Raw genomic sequence first — 14,695 nt, forward strand, 5'->3', positions numbered from 1 at the left:
GTTCATGATGCGCACATTATCGCTTGTGCAGATGACAACTGTCCAAGCATGATGTCGCGCGCAGGGCGCGCTCCTACGGTTGGGAATGGGTGTTCAGCCAGCGCAAAATCGAAGCACGGTTGCGCGCACGCAGCAAGCTGGGGGCAGCGGCCCGCAACTGTGCATGCATGCTGTTGCGAATGGTCTGGCGAACTTCCAGCAAGGTTGCTGGATGCAAGCTGAGTTCGGTCAGGCCCAGCGCCAGCAGCAGTGGCACGAAGGTGGGATCGGCCGCGATTTCCCCACACACCGTGACTGGAATCCGTCGCCGCAGGCCGGTGCGGATCACATCGTGCAATACCCGCAACACCGCAGGATGCAGTGGTGAGTACAACTCGCCCAAGGATTCATTGGTGCGGTCGGCTGCCAGCAGGTATTGCACCAGGTCATTGGTGCCTACCGAGATGAAATCACAGCCACCAATAAAACTTCGCAGCGCCAGTGCCGCCGAAGGCACTTCGATCATCGCCCCCAGCGGAATGTGCGCGGCTACTTCAAGCCCTTCGGCGCGCAACTCTGCCAGTGCCGCATGCAGCGCGCTACGCACCGCTTGCAGTTCTTCCGCAGCAGTCACCATCGGCACCAGAATGCGGATTGGTCCATAGCCAGACGCCCGACCGATGGCTCGCAGTTGTGCGCGCAGCAATTCCGGGCGCGCCAACGACAGTCGGACCCCGCGCAAACCCAATGCCGGATTGGGTTCATCGCGTAGTGCCAGCCCGGTTTTGTCGGCCTTGTCTGCGCCCAGATCCAGCGTGCGAATGGTTACGGTGCGCCCGGTCATCGCCAATACCGCGTCACGGTAAGCACGGAACTGGGCATCCTCATCCGGCAATACATTGCTGCCCAGGAATAAAAATTCAGTGCGATACAGGCCGACACCCGCTGCGCCTAGGGCGTGCGCTTCGCTGACATCGTCACGGGATTCGGCATTGGCCCACAGCTTGATATCGATGCCGTCGCGGGTGCGCGACGGTTCACGCCGTAGCCGATTGAGCTGGCGGCGTTCGCGCCGCGCTTCGGCCACGCGGGCATGGTGCGCGCGCAGGTCACCGGCATTGGGCTCCAGCACTACCAACCCGGTGCTGCCATCGATGATCAACACATCACCATCGTTGGCTTTTTGCAGCAGATGTGGACTACCCACCACCAATGGCAGATGCAGACTGCGGGCCAGGATGGCGCTGTGCGAGAGGGGGCTGCCGCCGGCGGTGACCACGCCGACCACGCCCTGCGATTGCAGCAGTGCCAACTCGGCGGGGGCCACGCTGTCGGTCACCAGAATTTCGCCCGACACGCCTTGCAGCACTGCATGCTGGCTGTGCAGTGCCGCATGCAAGCGGCCGATGACTTGGTCGATGTCGTCGATGCGGCTGCGCAGGTACGCATCGTCCATGCTTTCGAATACCGCAGCCAAGCGGTTGCGTTGCAGGCGCAGGGCGTAGTCGGCCGAATAATGGCCGGTGCGAATCAAATCATCAATGCCCGAGAGCAGCTCGGGGTCATCCAGCAACAGCGCATGCAGGTCGATGAATTCACCAACCTCGTGCGCCAATGCGCCGTGCAGGCGGTCGCGCAGATCGCGCATTTCCGCACGCACCGTGGTCACTGCAGCGTGAAAGCGTTGCAGCTCAGCCGCAACTGCCTCGGTCGCGATTTTGGTTTCTTCGACATCCAACGCATGCGGTAAACGCACGCGTGCTTGCCCGAGTGCGCAACCGCGCGCGGCAGCGGTTCCGGGCAGCAGTTGGCGCATCAGCTGTCCTCGTCGAAGCGGCACTCGAACAGGGCAGCCACCGCCTCGGCGGCGGCCTCGGCATCCTCCCCATCCACTTGCAGGATCACCTGCGAGCCAGGGCCGGCGGCCAGCAACATGACCCCCATGATGCTTTTGGCGTTGACCTCGCGACCGCGTGCTTCCAGCGTGGCTTGGCAGCGGAAGGTGGACAGCAACTGCACCAGTTTGGCGGTGGCACGCGCGTGCAAGCCCAAGCGGTTGCTGATGGTCAGCTCGCGACGAATCATGCACGGCCTCCGCGGCGGGATAGTGCTGGGGTGTGCTCAAGCATCATCGGTAATCGCTCCATTGCGTGCACCTGCGGCGGCCACCGCAGGCAGATCATCCAGATCCAAATCGGCGTAATTCATCACGCGCAGCAACATGGGCAAGCTCAGAGCGGATACCCGCCGCACCGGTGTCCCCAGGCGTGCCAAGCGCGCTGCGATATTGCTGGGAGTGGCGCCGTACAAATCGGTCAATACCAGCACGCCACTGCCGCTATCGACGCGGCGCATCGCTGCGCTGGCTTGTGGCAACAAGCTGTCCGGATCACCATCGAAGGGGACATCGAAGGCTTCGCAAGCCAGGGGCAAGTTGCGCATCAGACGCAAGGCAACCGCCAGCAAGGTGCTGCCAATGCCTTCATGGGTGATGAGGAGAATGCCGACGGCCATGCTGCAAACTTAACAGACGCAGAGGATGCTGCGAAAGCACATTGCGCAATTGTGGGTTAATCCAGTTCCCGATGGTGCACCGCCACTTCCGGCCAATCAGCGCTGCGGAAGTGCTGCGCCAGGCGTTCGGCCAGATACACTGAGCGATGCCGCCCGCCGCTGCAACCAAATGCCACGGTGACATAACTGCGGGTTTCCGAGCGCAACTTGGGCAGCCAACGATCCAGGAACGTCTGTACTTGCTCGACATAGACGCTGACATCGGCCTGCGCGTCTAGGTAGTGGCGTACTAACTCGTCGCGCCCGGACAGCGGGCGCAGTCGGGCATCCCAATGTGGATTGGGCAGCACGCGGGCATCAAATACGAAATCGGCATCGATCGGTACCCCGTGGCGATATGCGAACGATTCAAACATCAGTGCAACGCCGGCACCTTCCAGCCCAAACTCGGCCAGGATCCGGCGGCGCATCTGATGTACGTTCATCTCGCTGGTATCCAGCAAAATGTCGGCAATCTTGCGCAACGGGCGCAGTGCTTGCCGATCCAAGGCAATCGCATCGGCCAAGCCCAGGCCAAGGTGGCTCAATGGATGCCGACGCCGGGTATCGGCATAGCGACGCAGCACGACCTCGTCGCGGGCTTCCAAAAACAAGAGTCGCGGATTGGCACCCAATGCGCCGATCTGCGACAGGGCTTGCGGCACCTCCGATAAATCCCCCAGGTTGCGGGCGTCAATCACCACCGCGATTCTGGACGGCGCCGAATCATTGGCCAACATGCGGCGAACGAAGTCCGGCAGCAATTCTGCCGGCAGATTATCCACGCAGTAATAGCCCAGATCTTCCAGTGTATGCAGGGCGCCGGATTTGCCCGAGCCGGACATGCCACTGACGATCAGCAGGCTGGGCAAGGTGACGCTCATGACGCGGCGCGTTCCAGAAAATGACTGTGACGGGCCATGAATGCGGCGGCCGGGTCGATGCCTTTACTGCGCAGGATATGCATGCGGGTGGCAGCCTCGGTCAACACCGCCAGGTTGCGGCCGGCCATCACCGGGATGGTGATCATGGGCACGTCCAAATCCAGTACGCGGCGGCTGCCAAGATCGCCGGTGAGTCGCTCCATACCGCTGCTGCCTGGGGTAGGGGATGGCTTGCTCAGATGCACGATCATGCGCAGGTATTTATTGCGCTTGACCGCCGTATCACCAAACATTTGCCGGATATTGAGCACCCCAAGGCCGCGCAATTCCAGCATATCCTGCAGTAATTCAGGGCAGGTGCCATCCAGCACATCGGGTGCGATTTGGGTGAACTCGGGGGCATCGTCGGCCACCAAACGATGGCCACGGGTGACCAACTCCAGCGCCAACTCGCTTTTGCCTGAACCCGACTCCCCGGTGATCAATACGCCGATGGAATAGATCTCCATGAACACCCCGTGCAAGGTGACGCGCGGGGCCAAGGTGCGTGCCAATACATATTGCAGGTGGTTGAGCAGTTCATGCCCGCGCCGGGGCGATAGCCACAGAGGCGTGTCGGATTCTTCGGCGGCACTGCGCAGGTCTTCCGGGCAGCTTTGGTTTTTGCTGATGACGAGCGCCAGCGGGCGAAAGTCGATGATCTTGTGAATGGTCTCCCAACGCTGACGCGCATCCAACCCGTCCAGCCATTCCAATTCTTCGGTGCCAAGAATCTGCACCTTGTTCGGATAAATGGCATTCAAGTAACCCGCCAGCGAGGGCCGACGGGCGACGGTGTTGACGGCTTCCAGTATCCGTTGGTCGCCGCGTTCCTGTCCGGCCAGCCAGCGCAGCGCCAAGCGCTCCTGCTGGCTGGCGAACAGTTCACTGGCGGTAATCCGCGTGGTGCTCACGCAGCCACCCGGTGCTTACGGAGCCCAGTGTTCACTCGAATACGCCACTCTTGGCCAGACCATCACCCTTGCGTTGTTCCAGCTGTTTTTCCTTGTGCTTGATCAGTTGCCGGTCCAGCTTGTCCACCAGGATGTCAATCGCGGCGTACATGTCCGGGCCCACCGCATCGCCATGCAAGGTGCGGCCGGCCACATTGATCGTTGCAATCGCCTTGTGCAACGGCTTCTCCAGCGCCAACTGCACACGGATTTCGCAGTCGCCTTCGAAATGCCGCGCAAGGCGTTCAAACCGGGTTTCCACGTGGCTGCGCAGGGCAGGCGTGACATCCATTTGCTGGCCATAGGTTTCGATCTGCATCTTGACCTCCTTCTGCTGATGCTGCGGACGGGTGCCCGCAACGGGTGCACGGAACGGTGTCAGCCGATCCGCACGCGCTCATGCGAAGCTGGAATTTGCAATGCTTCGCGGTACTTCGCGATGGTGCGCCTAGCCACCGGCACACCCTCGGCCTTCAACGTATCGGCAAGTCGTGCATCCGACAAGGGCTTGCGTGGATTTTCAGCGGCCACCAGTTGCCGAATGCGGTCCTGGATGGCGGTACTGGAGGTGCTGCCACCGGCGTCGGTATCAATGCCAGAGGCGAAAAAATCCCGCAAGGCCAAGGTGCCGCGAGGGGTGCGTACATACTTGCGCGCCACTGCCCGCGAGATCGTGGATTCGTGCAAGCCCAAGGTGTCGGCCACGTTGCGCAAGGTCAGTGGGCGGAGTGCCTGCGGGCCAAATTCCAAAAACCCGGCTTGCTCGGCAACCAGACAACGCACTACGCGCTGCAGGGTGTCGGCGCGCGATTCCAAGCCTTTGAGCAGCCACCGCGCTTCTTGCAGATGCCCGCGCAAATAGTCGGCATCGGCACTGCCGGCATGCCGAATCATTTGCTGGTAATCGCGCTGGATGGCCACCTTGGGCATGGCTCCGGCACCCAGCGCCACGTGCCAAAGCCCTTGCTGCCGCCAAATCACGCAATCGGGGATCACATAACTGCCGTTGGGCAGCGCGCCGTATTGTGCGCCGGGCCGTGGGTTCAGTGACCGCAGCAGGTCTACCGCGGCCTGGGCTTGTTCCTGGCTGCAGCCGACCTCTTGGCAGATGCCTGCGATCCCTAATTTGGGCAGGCGTTGCAGACTGTCTGCCGCCAGCTGCAGAGCCACCGTGCGCCCGACGGTATCGGCGGGCAGCGCACGCAATTGCAGGCTCAGGCATTCACCCAGATCGCGTGCCCCCACCCCCACCGGGTCAAATTGCTGGATGCGGTGTAACACCGGCAATGCATCCTCCACCCGGGTGTCGATCTCCGGGCGCAGGCTGCTCAGCAAGTCGCCAAGGTCTTCGCGCAGGTAGCCATCATCATCAATGGCATCGATCAGGGCGATACCGATTCGCGTGTCGCGTGGGCTGAAGTGCCCCAGATGCAATTGCCACAGCAGGTGGTCGTGCAGGCTGTCTGCATCCTCCGAATGCTCGAAGTCGTCGTTGTTGCGTGCGCTGTGGCTGCCTGCCTGTTCGGCCCATGTATCCGGTGCTGACTCCCAACTGTCCTCAGGAACCTGTTGGGGCTCTTGTGGCTCACTGCTTGCCGCAGGTGCAGCGGCGGAAAACTCGGCATCACCGGTGGCATTGCCGTGGTCGGCATCTTCCACCCAGTCCAGCAACGGGTTGCTGGCCACCGCCTCGGCTACTTCGGCTTCCAGCTCCGCGGTGGACAACTGCAGCAAATGAATGGCTTGACGCAGTTGCGGCGTCAGTACCAGTTGCTGTTGCGTGGTGGCGGATAAATGCGGCTTCATCATCTGCAGCATAGCGCCAGTCGCGCGAAAATTGGCTGTCTCTGACGCTTCGATTCTCTCCGCGATGGGCGCGTCACCAAAAGTTACAAACGGAAGTCTTCACCCAGATAGACGCGGCGTACGTCTTGGTTTTCCAGCAGCTGGGCAGGCGCGCCCTGGGCCAGTACACCGCCCTCGGCAAGAATGTAGGCACGATCGCAAATGCCCAGGGTTTCGCGCACGTTGTGGTCGGTGATCAAAACGCCGATGCCGCGTTGTTTGAGGTGGCGCACGATGCGTTGGATTTCGTTGACCGAAATGGGGTCCACACCGGCGAATGGTTCGTCCAGCAAGATCATGCGCGGCTTGCCAGCCAAGGCGCGGGCAATTTCCACGCGCCGCCGCTCGCCGCCCGACAAACTGGCACCTGGCTGCTCGGTGACGTGACCAATCTGCAATTCATCGAGCAGTGAATTGAGCTCGTGTTCGCGGCCATCGTCATCCAGATCCGGACGCAACTCCAGCACCAGACGGATATTGTCGGCCACGCTCAATTTGCGAAAGACCGACGGCTCCTGCGGCAGATAGCCAAGCCCGAGGCGCGCGCGGGCATACATCGGCAGGTCGGTGATGTCGGTGTCATCCAGCAGGATGCGCCCGGCATCGGCGGCCACCAAACCCACGATCATGTAAAAACATGTGGTCTTGCCGGCACCGTTGGGGCCCAGTAAACCGACCACTTCCCCCGCGTTTAGCTGCAGACCGAAATCGCGCACGACTTCGCGTGAGCGATAGCGTTTGCGCAGGCCTTCGGCGACCAGCATCAGGGCGTGCCCTTAGCGCTGCTGGGTGCAGCTGGAGCAGCGGTATCCTTGGGCAGAATCCGCATCTTGACCCGCCCACCACCTTCGCCACCGCTTTGCAGCTGGCCGGACTTGAGGTTGTACACCACCCGTTCGCCATTGATGCTGCCGCGCGATTGCTTGATCACCACGTTGCCGGTAAACACCATGGTTTCATTTTTCATGTCGTAATCGACATTGGTAGCGGCGGCGTCGATGCGATCACCATCGTCCATCTCCTGTTGCAAGGTCACCCCGCCACTGAGCAGGGCGCGGCTGGGGTTGCCGTTGGCTTGTTGGATCACGGCCTTGGCCGATTTCACATGCAAGCTGCCTTGGTCAATGGTGACATTACCGATCAGGGTGCAGCTGGCGTTGGCGCCCAGGCTGCTGCAATCGCTGCTATTGGAATTGATATCCATCGGCTGGTTGCGGTCGGTGCTGCGGGCACTGGCGGTACCACCCACGGCGAGCAGAACCAGCAAAGAGGCGCACAGATCAATGTTGCGGGACATAGCGGGCCTTAACCTGTGAAAGAAGGGAGACGTGCTGGCGATCCAAATCCGCGCGCATGCCAATGCCACGCATTGTAAGACCGGGTTGGGTAATGGTCACGGCATCGCTGGTTTGGGCGTGGTGTTCGCCCAGCAGGAGGGTCAGTGATTCGGTTTCGATGCGGGTGGCGGGTGGTGATTGTGGCGGACTGATGGCAATCACCTCGCCGGTCAATTGCAGCTGGCCGCCACCGGCAGGAACAAAGCCGCGCTTGGCATCCACATTCCAGTAATGCCCCGTCCGATCCGGAACTTCGAAGTGTGGCGTGTTCAATGTCATGGTTTTATCGGCCGGGTCGCGTTGCAATTGCGGCCCGCGCAGGGTGAACGATTCCTTGCCGAGTTTGTCCAGCGATACGATTTCGTAATCGTGCAGCACATAATCGGGGCGGCTTGTGAGCACCACATCCTGGTCGGGGTGATATTGCCGCCACACCGACCAGCCGGTGACCCCTGCCGCCAGCAACAAGCACAGAATCATCCCGGTGCGCCAGTTCATGGGTGCTCCCCGTGCTGCAGAATGGCCTGCACCCGATCTTGTGCATGCAACAACAAGTCGCAAGCATCACGTGCGGCCCCGTGACCGGCCGTGCGTGGGGTGACCCAATGGGCGGCGGGCATGACCCAGGCATGCGCATCGGCAGGCACGATGGCCAACCCGACGGCGCGCAAGGTAGCCAGATCCGGCAGGTCGTCGCCCATGAATGCCACCGCATCCATGCTTAGCCCTGACTCCGCAGCGAGCTTGCGTATGCAGTCCAGTTTGCGGGTTTCGCCAATGTGCAGATGCGGGATCTTCAATTCACGCCCCCGCGCAGCTGTGACCGCGCTGTTGCGCGCACTGACCAGTGCGGTGGCAATGCCGGCATGGCGCAGCAGCACCAGCCCCAGCCCGTCCTGCACGTGAAAGCATTTTTGTTCGTGGCCATCACTGCCAAACAGCAGACCGCCATCGGTCAGGGTGCCATCCACATCAAACCCGATCAGGCGGATGTTGGCAGCGCGTGCCAGCACATCGGCGGGATAGTGAGGAGGTTGTGCCATCACACCACCCGCGCCCGGAGCAGGTCATGGATGTTGAGCGCGCCCACCACCTGGCCTTGCCCATTGGTGACGAGGAGGGCGTTGATTTTGTGGGTTTCCATCAATTGCGCGGCTTCCGCGGCCAGAGCATCGGCATCAATGGTGCGGGGTGCGCGGGTCATCACTGCATCAATGCGGGTGTGACGCAGGTCCACGCCGGCATCGTCCAGGCTGCGGCGCAGGTCGCCATCGGTGTACAGGCCCAGCAAGTGATCCTCGGCATCCACCACTGCGGTCATGCCCAAGCGCTTGCGGCTCATTTCCACCAGCGCCGCGCTGATGCTGGCGTCCGGACCGACTTTCGGCACGTCATTGCCTACATGCATGACATCAGTGATATGCAACAACAAGCGGCGGCCCAAGGCTCCCGCCGGGTGCGAACGAGCGAAGTCGTCGGCGGTGAAGCCGCGAGCCTCCAGCAAGGCGACCGCCAACGCATCGCCCATCGCCAGTGCGGCGGTGGTGCTGGAAGTGGGGGCCAGTTGCAGCGGGCAGGCTTCCACCGGCACTGCCACGTCGAGATGAACATCGGCTTCACGCGCGAGGGTTGATTGTTCGCGCCCGGTCATCGCCAGCACCACATTACCTTGGCGCTTGAGTGCCGGCAGCAACAGCAAGACCTCGTCACTTTCACCCGAATATGACAGCGCCAGCACTACATCGGCGTCGGTCACCATGCCCAAGTCGCCGTGCGCAGCCTCGCCCGGATGCATGTAAAACGCGGGGGTGCCAGTCGAGGCCAAGGTGGCGGCGATCTTGCGCGCCACATGCCCGGATTTGCCCATCCCCGTGCAGACCACGCGCCCGCGACAGGCCAGGATGGCCCGGCACGCGGCACTGAAGGCACCATCCAGGCGTGCAGCCACGACAGTCAGCGCATCGCCCTCAATGGCGAACACGCGGCGACCGCTGGCGGCGAAATCAAAATGGTCAAAACGGGCAGGATGGGCGGGGGGCACGTGGGTTTCCGCTAAACTTGTCCGTTCAGTTTACTTCAGTCCCCCTGCCAGCCCATGAACGCCGACCAGATTCGCCAGATGATAGAAACCGGCCTGCCCGGCGCCCACGCCAACGTCAGTGGTGAAGACGGAGTGCATTTCGAGGCCGTAGTGGTCTGCGCGGCGTTTGCCGGCAAGTTGCCGTTGGCCCGCCACCGGATGGTCAACGCGACTTTGGGCGAGTATATGGGCCGCGAGATTCACGCCTTGCAACTCAAAACCCTCACCCCGCAAGAGGCGGCCGCCTGATGCAGAAGATTCTGGTGGAGGGCGGTGCCCGGCTGTCCGGTGAAGTCCGTATTTCGGGTGCGAAAAACGCGGTACTGCCGATTTTGTGCGCCACTTTGTTGGCCGATGCCCCCGTGCGCATCACCAATGTGCCGCGCCTGCACGATGTGCTGACCACCGCCAGGTTGTTGGCTGGGCTGGGTGCCGCCGTTGTCCACGCGGGTGATGTCATGACGGTGGATCCGCGCAGCGTGAACAGCCACGTGGCCCCGTATGAGTTGGTCAAAACCATGCGCGCATCGGTGCTGGTATTGGGACCGTTGCTGGCCAAGTTTGGCGATGCCGAAGTGTCGCTGCCCGGCGGCTGCGCGATTGGTTCACGGCCGGTGGATTTGCATATCAAGGGCTTGCAGGCGCTGGGGGCCGAGATCGTGGTGGAGCATGGTTTCATCAAAGCACGCAGCCATGGCCGCTTGCAGGGCGCACGCCATGTGTTTGAACTGGTCAGCGTGGGGGCCACCGAAAACGTGATGATGGCGGCGACCCTAGCCGAAGGCACTACCGTGTTGGAAAACGCGGCGATGGAGCCGGAAATCGTGGATCTGGCTGAATGCCTGAACGCGATGGGCGCGAAAATCACTGGTGCGGGCAGCCCGCGCATCGTGATTGAAGGCGTGGATGCCCTGCACGGCTGCGAACATGCGGTGGTGGCCGACCGGATTGAAGCGGGCACCTTTCTGGTGGCTGCGGTGATGACAGGGGGTAGCGTGACACTGACCCACGCCCGCCCCGACACCATGGATGCGGTACTGGACAAACTGCGCGAAGCCGGTGCCGGCATTCATAGCGAAGGCGACCGCATCCACCTCGACATGCACGGCAAACGCCCGCGTGCGGTCAACCTCACCACCGCGCCGCACCCGGCGTTTCCCACCGACATGCAGGCGCAGTTCATGGCGCTCAATTGCATGGCCGACGGGGTCGGCGTGATCAACGAAACCATCTTCGAAAACCGCTTCATGCACGTCAATGAGTTGCTGCGCCTGGGTGCGGACATTCGTGTGGATGGCCACACGGCGGTGGTACGCGGTGTGGCATCGCTCAGCGGCGCACCGGTGATGGCCACCGATTTGCGCGCCTCGGCATCGCTGATTCTGGCCGGGCTGGTGGCCGATGGCGAAACCACCATCGACCGTATCTATCACCTCGATCGCGGTTACGAGAACATCGAGGCCAAGCTGTCCGGCTTGGGGGCAAGGATTCGGCGGGTGGGTTGAAGCAGGCCGAAATTTAAGAGCGCAGGTTTCCGATAATCGATGGTTCGCGATTCCGCGCAGTTAGCTGCGCCCGGCTTGCATCGCCAATACCGTGATTTCTTCACGGTCGTGATACAGCTGCTTGGCGCGAACCGTCAGCGGCTTCTGGGCTTGCTGCGCAAATAGATCCAGGCACAGTTGGGTTTCTTGCCAACGTTTTTTCATCGGCAATTTCAGATTGAAGATGGCGTGCCGGCACCAGCCTTCGCGCAACCAGGTGGCCATGCGTTCGGCCACCCGGCGTGGTTGTTCCACCATGTCGCACACCATCCAGTCCAGTGGGTGTTGTGGCTGCCAAGCAAACCCATCGGCACGCAGGTGTTCCACCAAGCCGCTGTCCAGCACATGCTGGCGCAGCGGGCCGTTATCCACCGATTGCACGCGCAGGCCGTGGCGGGTCAATACCCACGTCCAACCGCCGGGGGCGGCGCCCAAGTCGGCGGCGCGCATGCCTTCACGCAGAATTTTTTTGCGCTCCTCATCGGTCAGCAGCACCAGCAGTGCCTCTTCCAGCTTGAGCGCCGAACGCGAGGGGGCATCGGCATGCATGCGCAGACGCGGGATACCCAGCGGCCACGGCGCGCTGTCGGCCGCCACGCTGCGCGCCAGCAGCGCGTGATCGCCGGCCAGCAGGCACACGTGCAGGCGCGGCAGGCTGGGGTTGTCCTTGGCGGTCAGCACCCCGGCCTTGCGCAAGGCGGGGCGCAGCGCATTGCCCAGGCTGCGCGCCAGCCCTGCAAACGGTTTGCCGGCATCGCTGTCGGGGTGTTCCATCACCAGTTCGCCAAAACGCATCTTTTCGAATGCGGGGTCCGCCAGCGCTTCCAGCATCGGCGCGATGCGATCGGCAGGATTCAAGCCGCGCAACTCGGCCAGCAGGCGCAATTTTTGCCGCGCAAAAATCAATTGCGAAAACGGCAAGGCATGATCCAGCGGGATGGCGTCTTCGCTGAAAAACATCACCACGCTGCTGTCGCGCTCGGTGCGCGCATACCCGGCGATGCCGACGCGGGCGGCGCGTTCACTCAGCTCGCCGGCAAGCTCGGGTTCGAAGCCTTGGCGGCAGTAGCACAGCAGGCCGTTAATAATTCGGCCCGCCCAATTCGCCATACATCTTCAATACGGCGCAGGCGGCGTCGCGTTCGAGGTCGCGCACCACGTCAATGCCGCGCTTGTCGAGTTCGCCCACCCAGTCGGCGGGCAGCGGGCCTTCATCGAACGGCGTCAACGCCATCACGTCTTCGGCGCGGGCACCGATCAGCAGGCGGTCGATGCCGGCCCACATGGTGGCGCCGTAGCACTGGCAGCAGGGCTGCGCAGAGGTTGCCAGGGTGACCGGGCTGCCCAGTTCGTTCAGTCGGAATTGCTGCAGGCGTTGCTGAGCCAGCATGTAGGCCATGGTTTCAGCGTGCGCCAGCGAACAGCTTTGACGCACCACCCGGTTGACGCCGACCGCGATCAACTGGTGCTGCGCACTGAACACCGCCGCCCCGAACGGGCCGCCGCTTTGGCGCTCGATATTGTGTTTGGACAGCTCGATGGCGAACGCGACCTTGGCCGCATCGGTGGAAAAATCGCGGCCGGCAATGTCCAGCTCCATCACCCAGATCGGCAGGGTGATGTGCAGTTGCACGGGCAGCGGCATTGGCATCGCCATTACGCCTTTTGTGCCCAGGTATCCCGCAATGTCACACTGCGGTTGAACACGGGTGCATCGCTGCGGTGGTCGTAGCGGTCGGCCACGAAATAGCCCAGGCGTTCGAACTGGAAGCCTTGCTCCTTCGCCGCCTGCGCCGCTGCCGGTTCGACGTAACCCGTTACCACCTTGCGCGAATCGGGATTGAGGTAGTCGACGTAGGTCTTGCCGCCTTCGTCGTTGTCCGGGTCCGGAACCGTGAACAGGCGGTCATACAGACGCACTTCCGCCGCCACCGCGTGCTGCGCGCTGACCCAGTGGATGGTGCCCTTGACCTTGCGGTTGGCGCCTTCCATGCCGGGGCGCGATTCCGGGTCCAGCGTGCAGCGCAGTTCGACCACGCGGCCGTCGGCATCCTTCACCGCCTCGTCGCAGCGGACGATGCCGGCGCCACGCAGCCGGACTTCGCCACCCAGGGTAAGGCGCTTGAAGCCCTTCGGCGGCACTTCCTCGAAGTCCTCGCGCTCGATCCACAGCTCGCGCGAGAACGGGATGCTGCGCTCGCCCTGCGCCTCGTCCTTGGGATGGTTGGCGAAGGTGAGGGTTTCCTCGAAGCCGGCATCGAGGTTGGTCAGCACCAGCTTCAGCGGATCGATCACCGCCATGCGGCGCGGCGCGTGCGCGTCGAGGTCGTCGCGCAGCGCGCCTTCGAGGATGGAGATGTCCAGCAGCGAGTTCTGCTTGCTGATGCCCACGCGCTCCACCATCAGCTTCAGCGCCGAGGGCGTGTAGCCGCGGCGGCGGATGCCCTGCAGGGTGGGCATGCGCGGGTCGTCCCAGCCGTCCACCAGCCTGTCGGTGACCAGCGCCATCAGCTTGCGCTTGCTCATGACGAGGTAGTTGAAGTTCAGCCGCGAGAATTCGATCTGGCGCGGCTTGCCGGCTTCCTTCGGCAGGCCCCGGGCGACCAGCGGTTCCAGCAGCTCCGGGTTGCCGGCCAGGTCCACGTTGTCGACGCACCAGTCGTACAGCGGGCGGTGGTCCTCGAATTCCAGCGTGCACAGCGAGTGGGTGATGCCCTCGACGGCGTCGCCCAGCGCGTGGGCGAAGTCGTACATCGGGTAGATCGGCCATTCGCTGCCGGTGTTCTGGTGCTCGACGTGCTTGATCCGGTACAGCGCCGGGTCGCGCAGGTTGATGTTGCCGCTGGCCATGTCGATCTTCGCGCGCAGGGTGCGCGCGCCGTCCGGGAACTCGCCCGCCCGCATGCGCCGGAACAGGTCCAGGTTCTCCTCGACGCTGCGCTCGCGGAACGGCGAATTGCGGCCCGGCTCGACCAGGCTGCCGCGGTATTCGCGCACCTGTTCGGCGGTCAGGTCGCAGACGAAGGCCTTGCCGTCGCGGATGAGTTTCTCGGCGGCAAGGTAATAGACGCCGAAGTAGTCCGAGGCATGGCGCAGGCTGTGCCAGTCGAAGCCCAGCCAGCGCACGTCGTCCTGGATGGCGCGCACGTATTCGGGGTCTTCGCGCGCGGGGTTGGTGTCGTCCAGGCGCAGGTTGCAGACGCCGCCGAATTCCTGCGCGACGCCGAAATCCAGGCAGATCGCCTTGGCGTGGCCGATGTGCAGGTAGCCGTTGGGTTCGGGCGGAAAGCGCGTCTTGATCGCGCTGTGCTTGCCGGAGGCGAGGTCGTCGCGGACGATCTGGCGGATGAAGTCGGTACGGATAGGGGCGTCGGTGCTGGTGGCAGAGTCGGACACGGCGTTATCGCAATTCAAATGCAATCGCGCATTCTAGCGGAGCTGCGGGCGTATGCTGATGGCCCGCTCCATTCCGATGTGGTCG

17 protein-coding genes are annotated in these 14,695 nt (G+C 62.8%); 2 read left to right on the forward strand and 15 right to left on the reverse strand.

The genetic code is table 11. The features are described 5' to 3' along the window. Window positions 1-73: 73 nt before the first annotated feature. The 12 genes from ptsP to K7B09_RS05995 all read right to left on the reverse strand — a co-directional run bounded on the left by ptsP (window position 74) and on the right by K7B09_RS05995 (window position 9,631). The gene (gene ptsP, locus K7B09_RS05940) at window positions 74-1,795 is read right to left on the reverse strand and encodes a phosphoenolpyruvate--protein phosphotransferase (RefSeq protein ID WP_223627836.1); all 1,722 of its coding nucleotides are present in this window, start codon (window positions 1,793-1,795) and stop codon (window positions 74-76) included. Then, entirely contained in the window at window positions 1,795-2,064 is a 270-nt protein-coding gene (locus K7B09_RS05945) for an HPr family phosphocarrier protein (protein WP_223627838.1), read from the reverse strand. Before K7B09_RS05945 ends, ptsP begins: the two co-directional genes overlap by 1 nt. A gap of 36 nt (window positions 2,065-2,100) precedes the next feature. After that, a complete protein-coding gene (locus K7B09_RS05950; protein ID WP_223627840.1) occupies window positions 2,101-2,493 on the reverse strand; it encodes a PTS sugar transporter subunit IIA in 393 nt (130 codons plus the stop codon). A 56-nt stretch (window positions 2,494-2,549) separates the two neighbouring features. After that, entirely contained in the window at window positions 2,550-3,416 is an 867-nt protein-coding gene (rapZ, locus tag K7B09_RS05955; protein ID WP_223627842.1) for an RNase adapter RapZ, read from the reverse strand. Next, on the reverse strand, window positions 3,413-4,369 hold the full coding sequence (hprK, locus tag K7B09_RS05960) for an HPr(Ser) kinase/phosphatase (RefSeq protein WP_223627844.1): 957 nt from the start codon (window positions 4,367-4,369) through the stop codon (window positions 3,413-3,415). Before hprK ends, rapZ begins: the two co-directional genes overlap by 4 nt. 31 nt (window positions 4,370-4,400) lie before the next feature. Further along, entirely contained in the window at window positions 4,401-4,727 is a 327-nt protein-coding gene (hpf, locus tag K7B09_RS05965) for a ribosome hibernation-promoting factor, HPF/YfiA family (protein WP_223627846.1), read from the reverse strand. 59 nt (window positions 4,728-4,786) lie between these two features. Continuing rightward, window positions 4,787-6,214 (reverse strand): RNA polymerase factor sigma-54, encoded by a 1,428-nt coding sequence (locus K7B09_RS05970; protein ID WP_223628699.1) that lies wholly within the window; start codon window positions 6,212-6,214, stop codon window positions 4,787-4,789. A gap of 83 nt (window positions 6,215-6,297) precedes the next feature. After that, window positions 6,298-7,017 (reverse strand): LPS export ABC transporter ATP-binding protein, encoded by a 720-nt coding sequence (gene lptB, locus K7B09_RS05975; RefSeq protein WP_223627848.1) that lies wholly within the window; start codon window positions 7,015-7,017, stop codon window positions 6,298-6,300. After that, window positions 7,017-7,550, reverse strand: a complete 534-nt coding sequence (gene lptA, locus K7B09_RS05980) for a lipopolysaccharide transport periplasmic protein LptA (protein ID WP_223627850.1) — start codon at window positions 7,548-7,550, stop codon at window positions 7,017-7,019. Before lptA ends, lptB begins: the two co-directional genes overlap by 1 nt. Next, window positions 7,534-8,088, reverse strand: coding sequence for an LPS export ABC transporter periplasmic protein LptC (gene lptC, locus K7B09_RS05985; RefSeq protein WP_223627852.1), 555 nt, complete (start codon window positions 8,086-8,088; stop codon window positions 7,534-7,536). The genes lptA and lptC overlap by 17 nt, the downstream gene beginning before the upstream one ends. After that, a complete protein-coding gene (locus K7B09_RS05990; RefSeq protein WP_223627854.1) occupies window positions 8,085-8,633 on the reverse strand; it encodes a KdsC family phosphatase in 549 nt (182 codons plus the stop codon). Before K7B09_RS05990 ends, lptC begins: the two co-directional genes overlap by 4 nt. Further along, entirely contained in the window at window positions 8,633-9,631 is a 999-nt protein-coding gene (locus tag K7B09_RS05995) for a KpsF/GutQ family sugar-phosphate isomerase (protein WP_288969072.1), read from the reverse strand. The genes K7B09_RS05990 and K7B09_RS05995 overlap by 1 nt, the downstream gene beginning before the upstream one ends. A 54-nt stretch (window positions 9,632-9,685) precedes the next feature. Here K7B09_RS05995 and K7B09_RS06000 point away from each other — a divergent pair, with 54 nt between their 5' ends. Both K7B09_RS06000 and murA read left to right on the forward strand, forming a co-directional pair. Beyond that, window positions 9,686-9,919 (forward strand): BolA family protein, encoded by a 234-nt coding sequence (locus K7B09_RS06000; RefSeq protein ID WP_223627856.1) that lies wholly within the window; start codon window positions 9,686-9,688, stop codon window positions 9,917-9,919. Next, complete coding sequence (gene murA / locus K7B09_RS06005; RefSeq protein ID WP_223627858.1) at window positions 9,919-11,175, forward strand: UDP-N-acetylglucosamine 1-carboxyvinyltransferase; 1,257 nt, start codon at window positions 9,919-9,921, stop codon at window positions 11,173-11,175. The genes K7B09_RS06000 and murA overlap by 1 nt, the downstream gene beginning before the upstream one ends. Window positions 11,176-11,235: 60 nt before the next feature. Here murA and rlmM read toward each other — a convergent pair whose 3' ends face one another. From rlmM to K7B09_RS06020, 3 genes are read right to left on the reverse strand one after another with little or no spacing between them, the layout of a single operon-like run. Continuing rightward, window positions 11,236-12,300, reverse strand: a complete 1,065-nt coding sequence (rlmM, locus tag K7B09_RS06010; protein ID WP_223628703.1) for a 23S rRNA (cytidine(2498)-2'-O)-methyltransferase RlmM — start codon at window positions 12,298-12,300, stop codon at window positions 11,236-11,238. Next, window positions 12,296-12,859 carry a deaminase gene (locus K7B09_RS06015; RefSeq protein ID WP_223628705.1) on the reverse strand — a complete coding sequence of 188 codons (564 nt, stop codon included), beginning with the start codon at window positions 12,857-12,859 and terminating at the stop codon, window positions 12,296-12,298. Before K7B09_RS06015 ends, rlmM begins: the two co-directional genes overlap by 5 nt. 11 nt (window positions 12,860-12,870) lie before the next feature. Further along, complete coding sequence (locus tag K7B09_RS06020; RefSeq protein WP_223627860.1) at window positions 12,871-14,610, reverse strand: glutamine--tRNA ligase/YqeY domain fusion protein; 1,740 nt, start codon at window positions 14,608-14,610, stop codon at window positions 12,871-12,873. Between the last annotated feature and the right edge of the window lie 85 nt (window positions 14,611-14,695).

Source organism: Thermomonas beijingensis (assembly GCF_020034655.1).
Taxonomy (GTDB): Bacteria; Pseudomonadota; Gammaproteobacteria; order Xanthomonadales; family Xanthomonadaceae; genus Thermomonas; species Thermomonas beijingensis.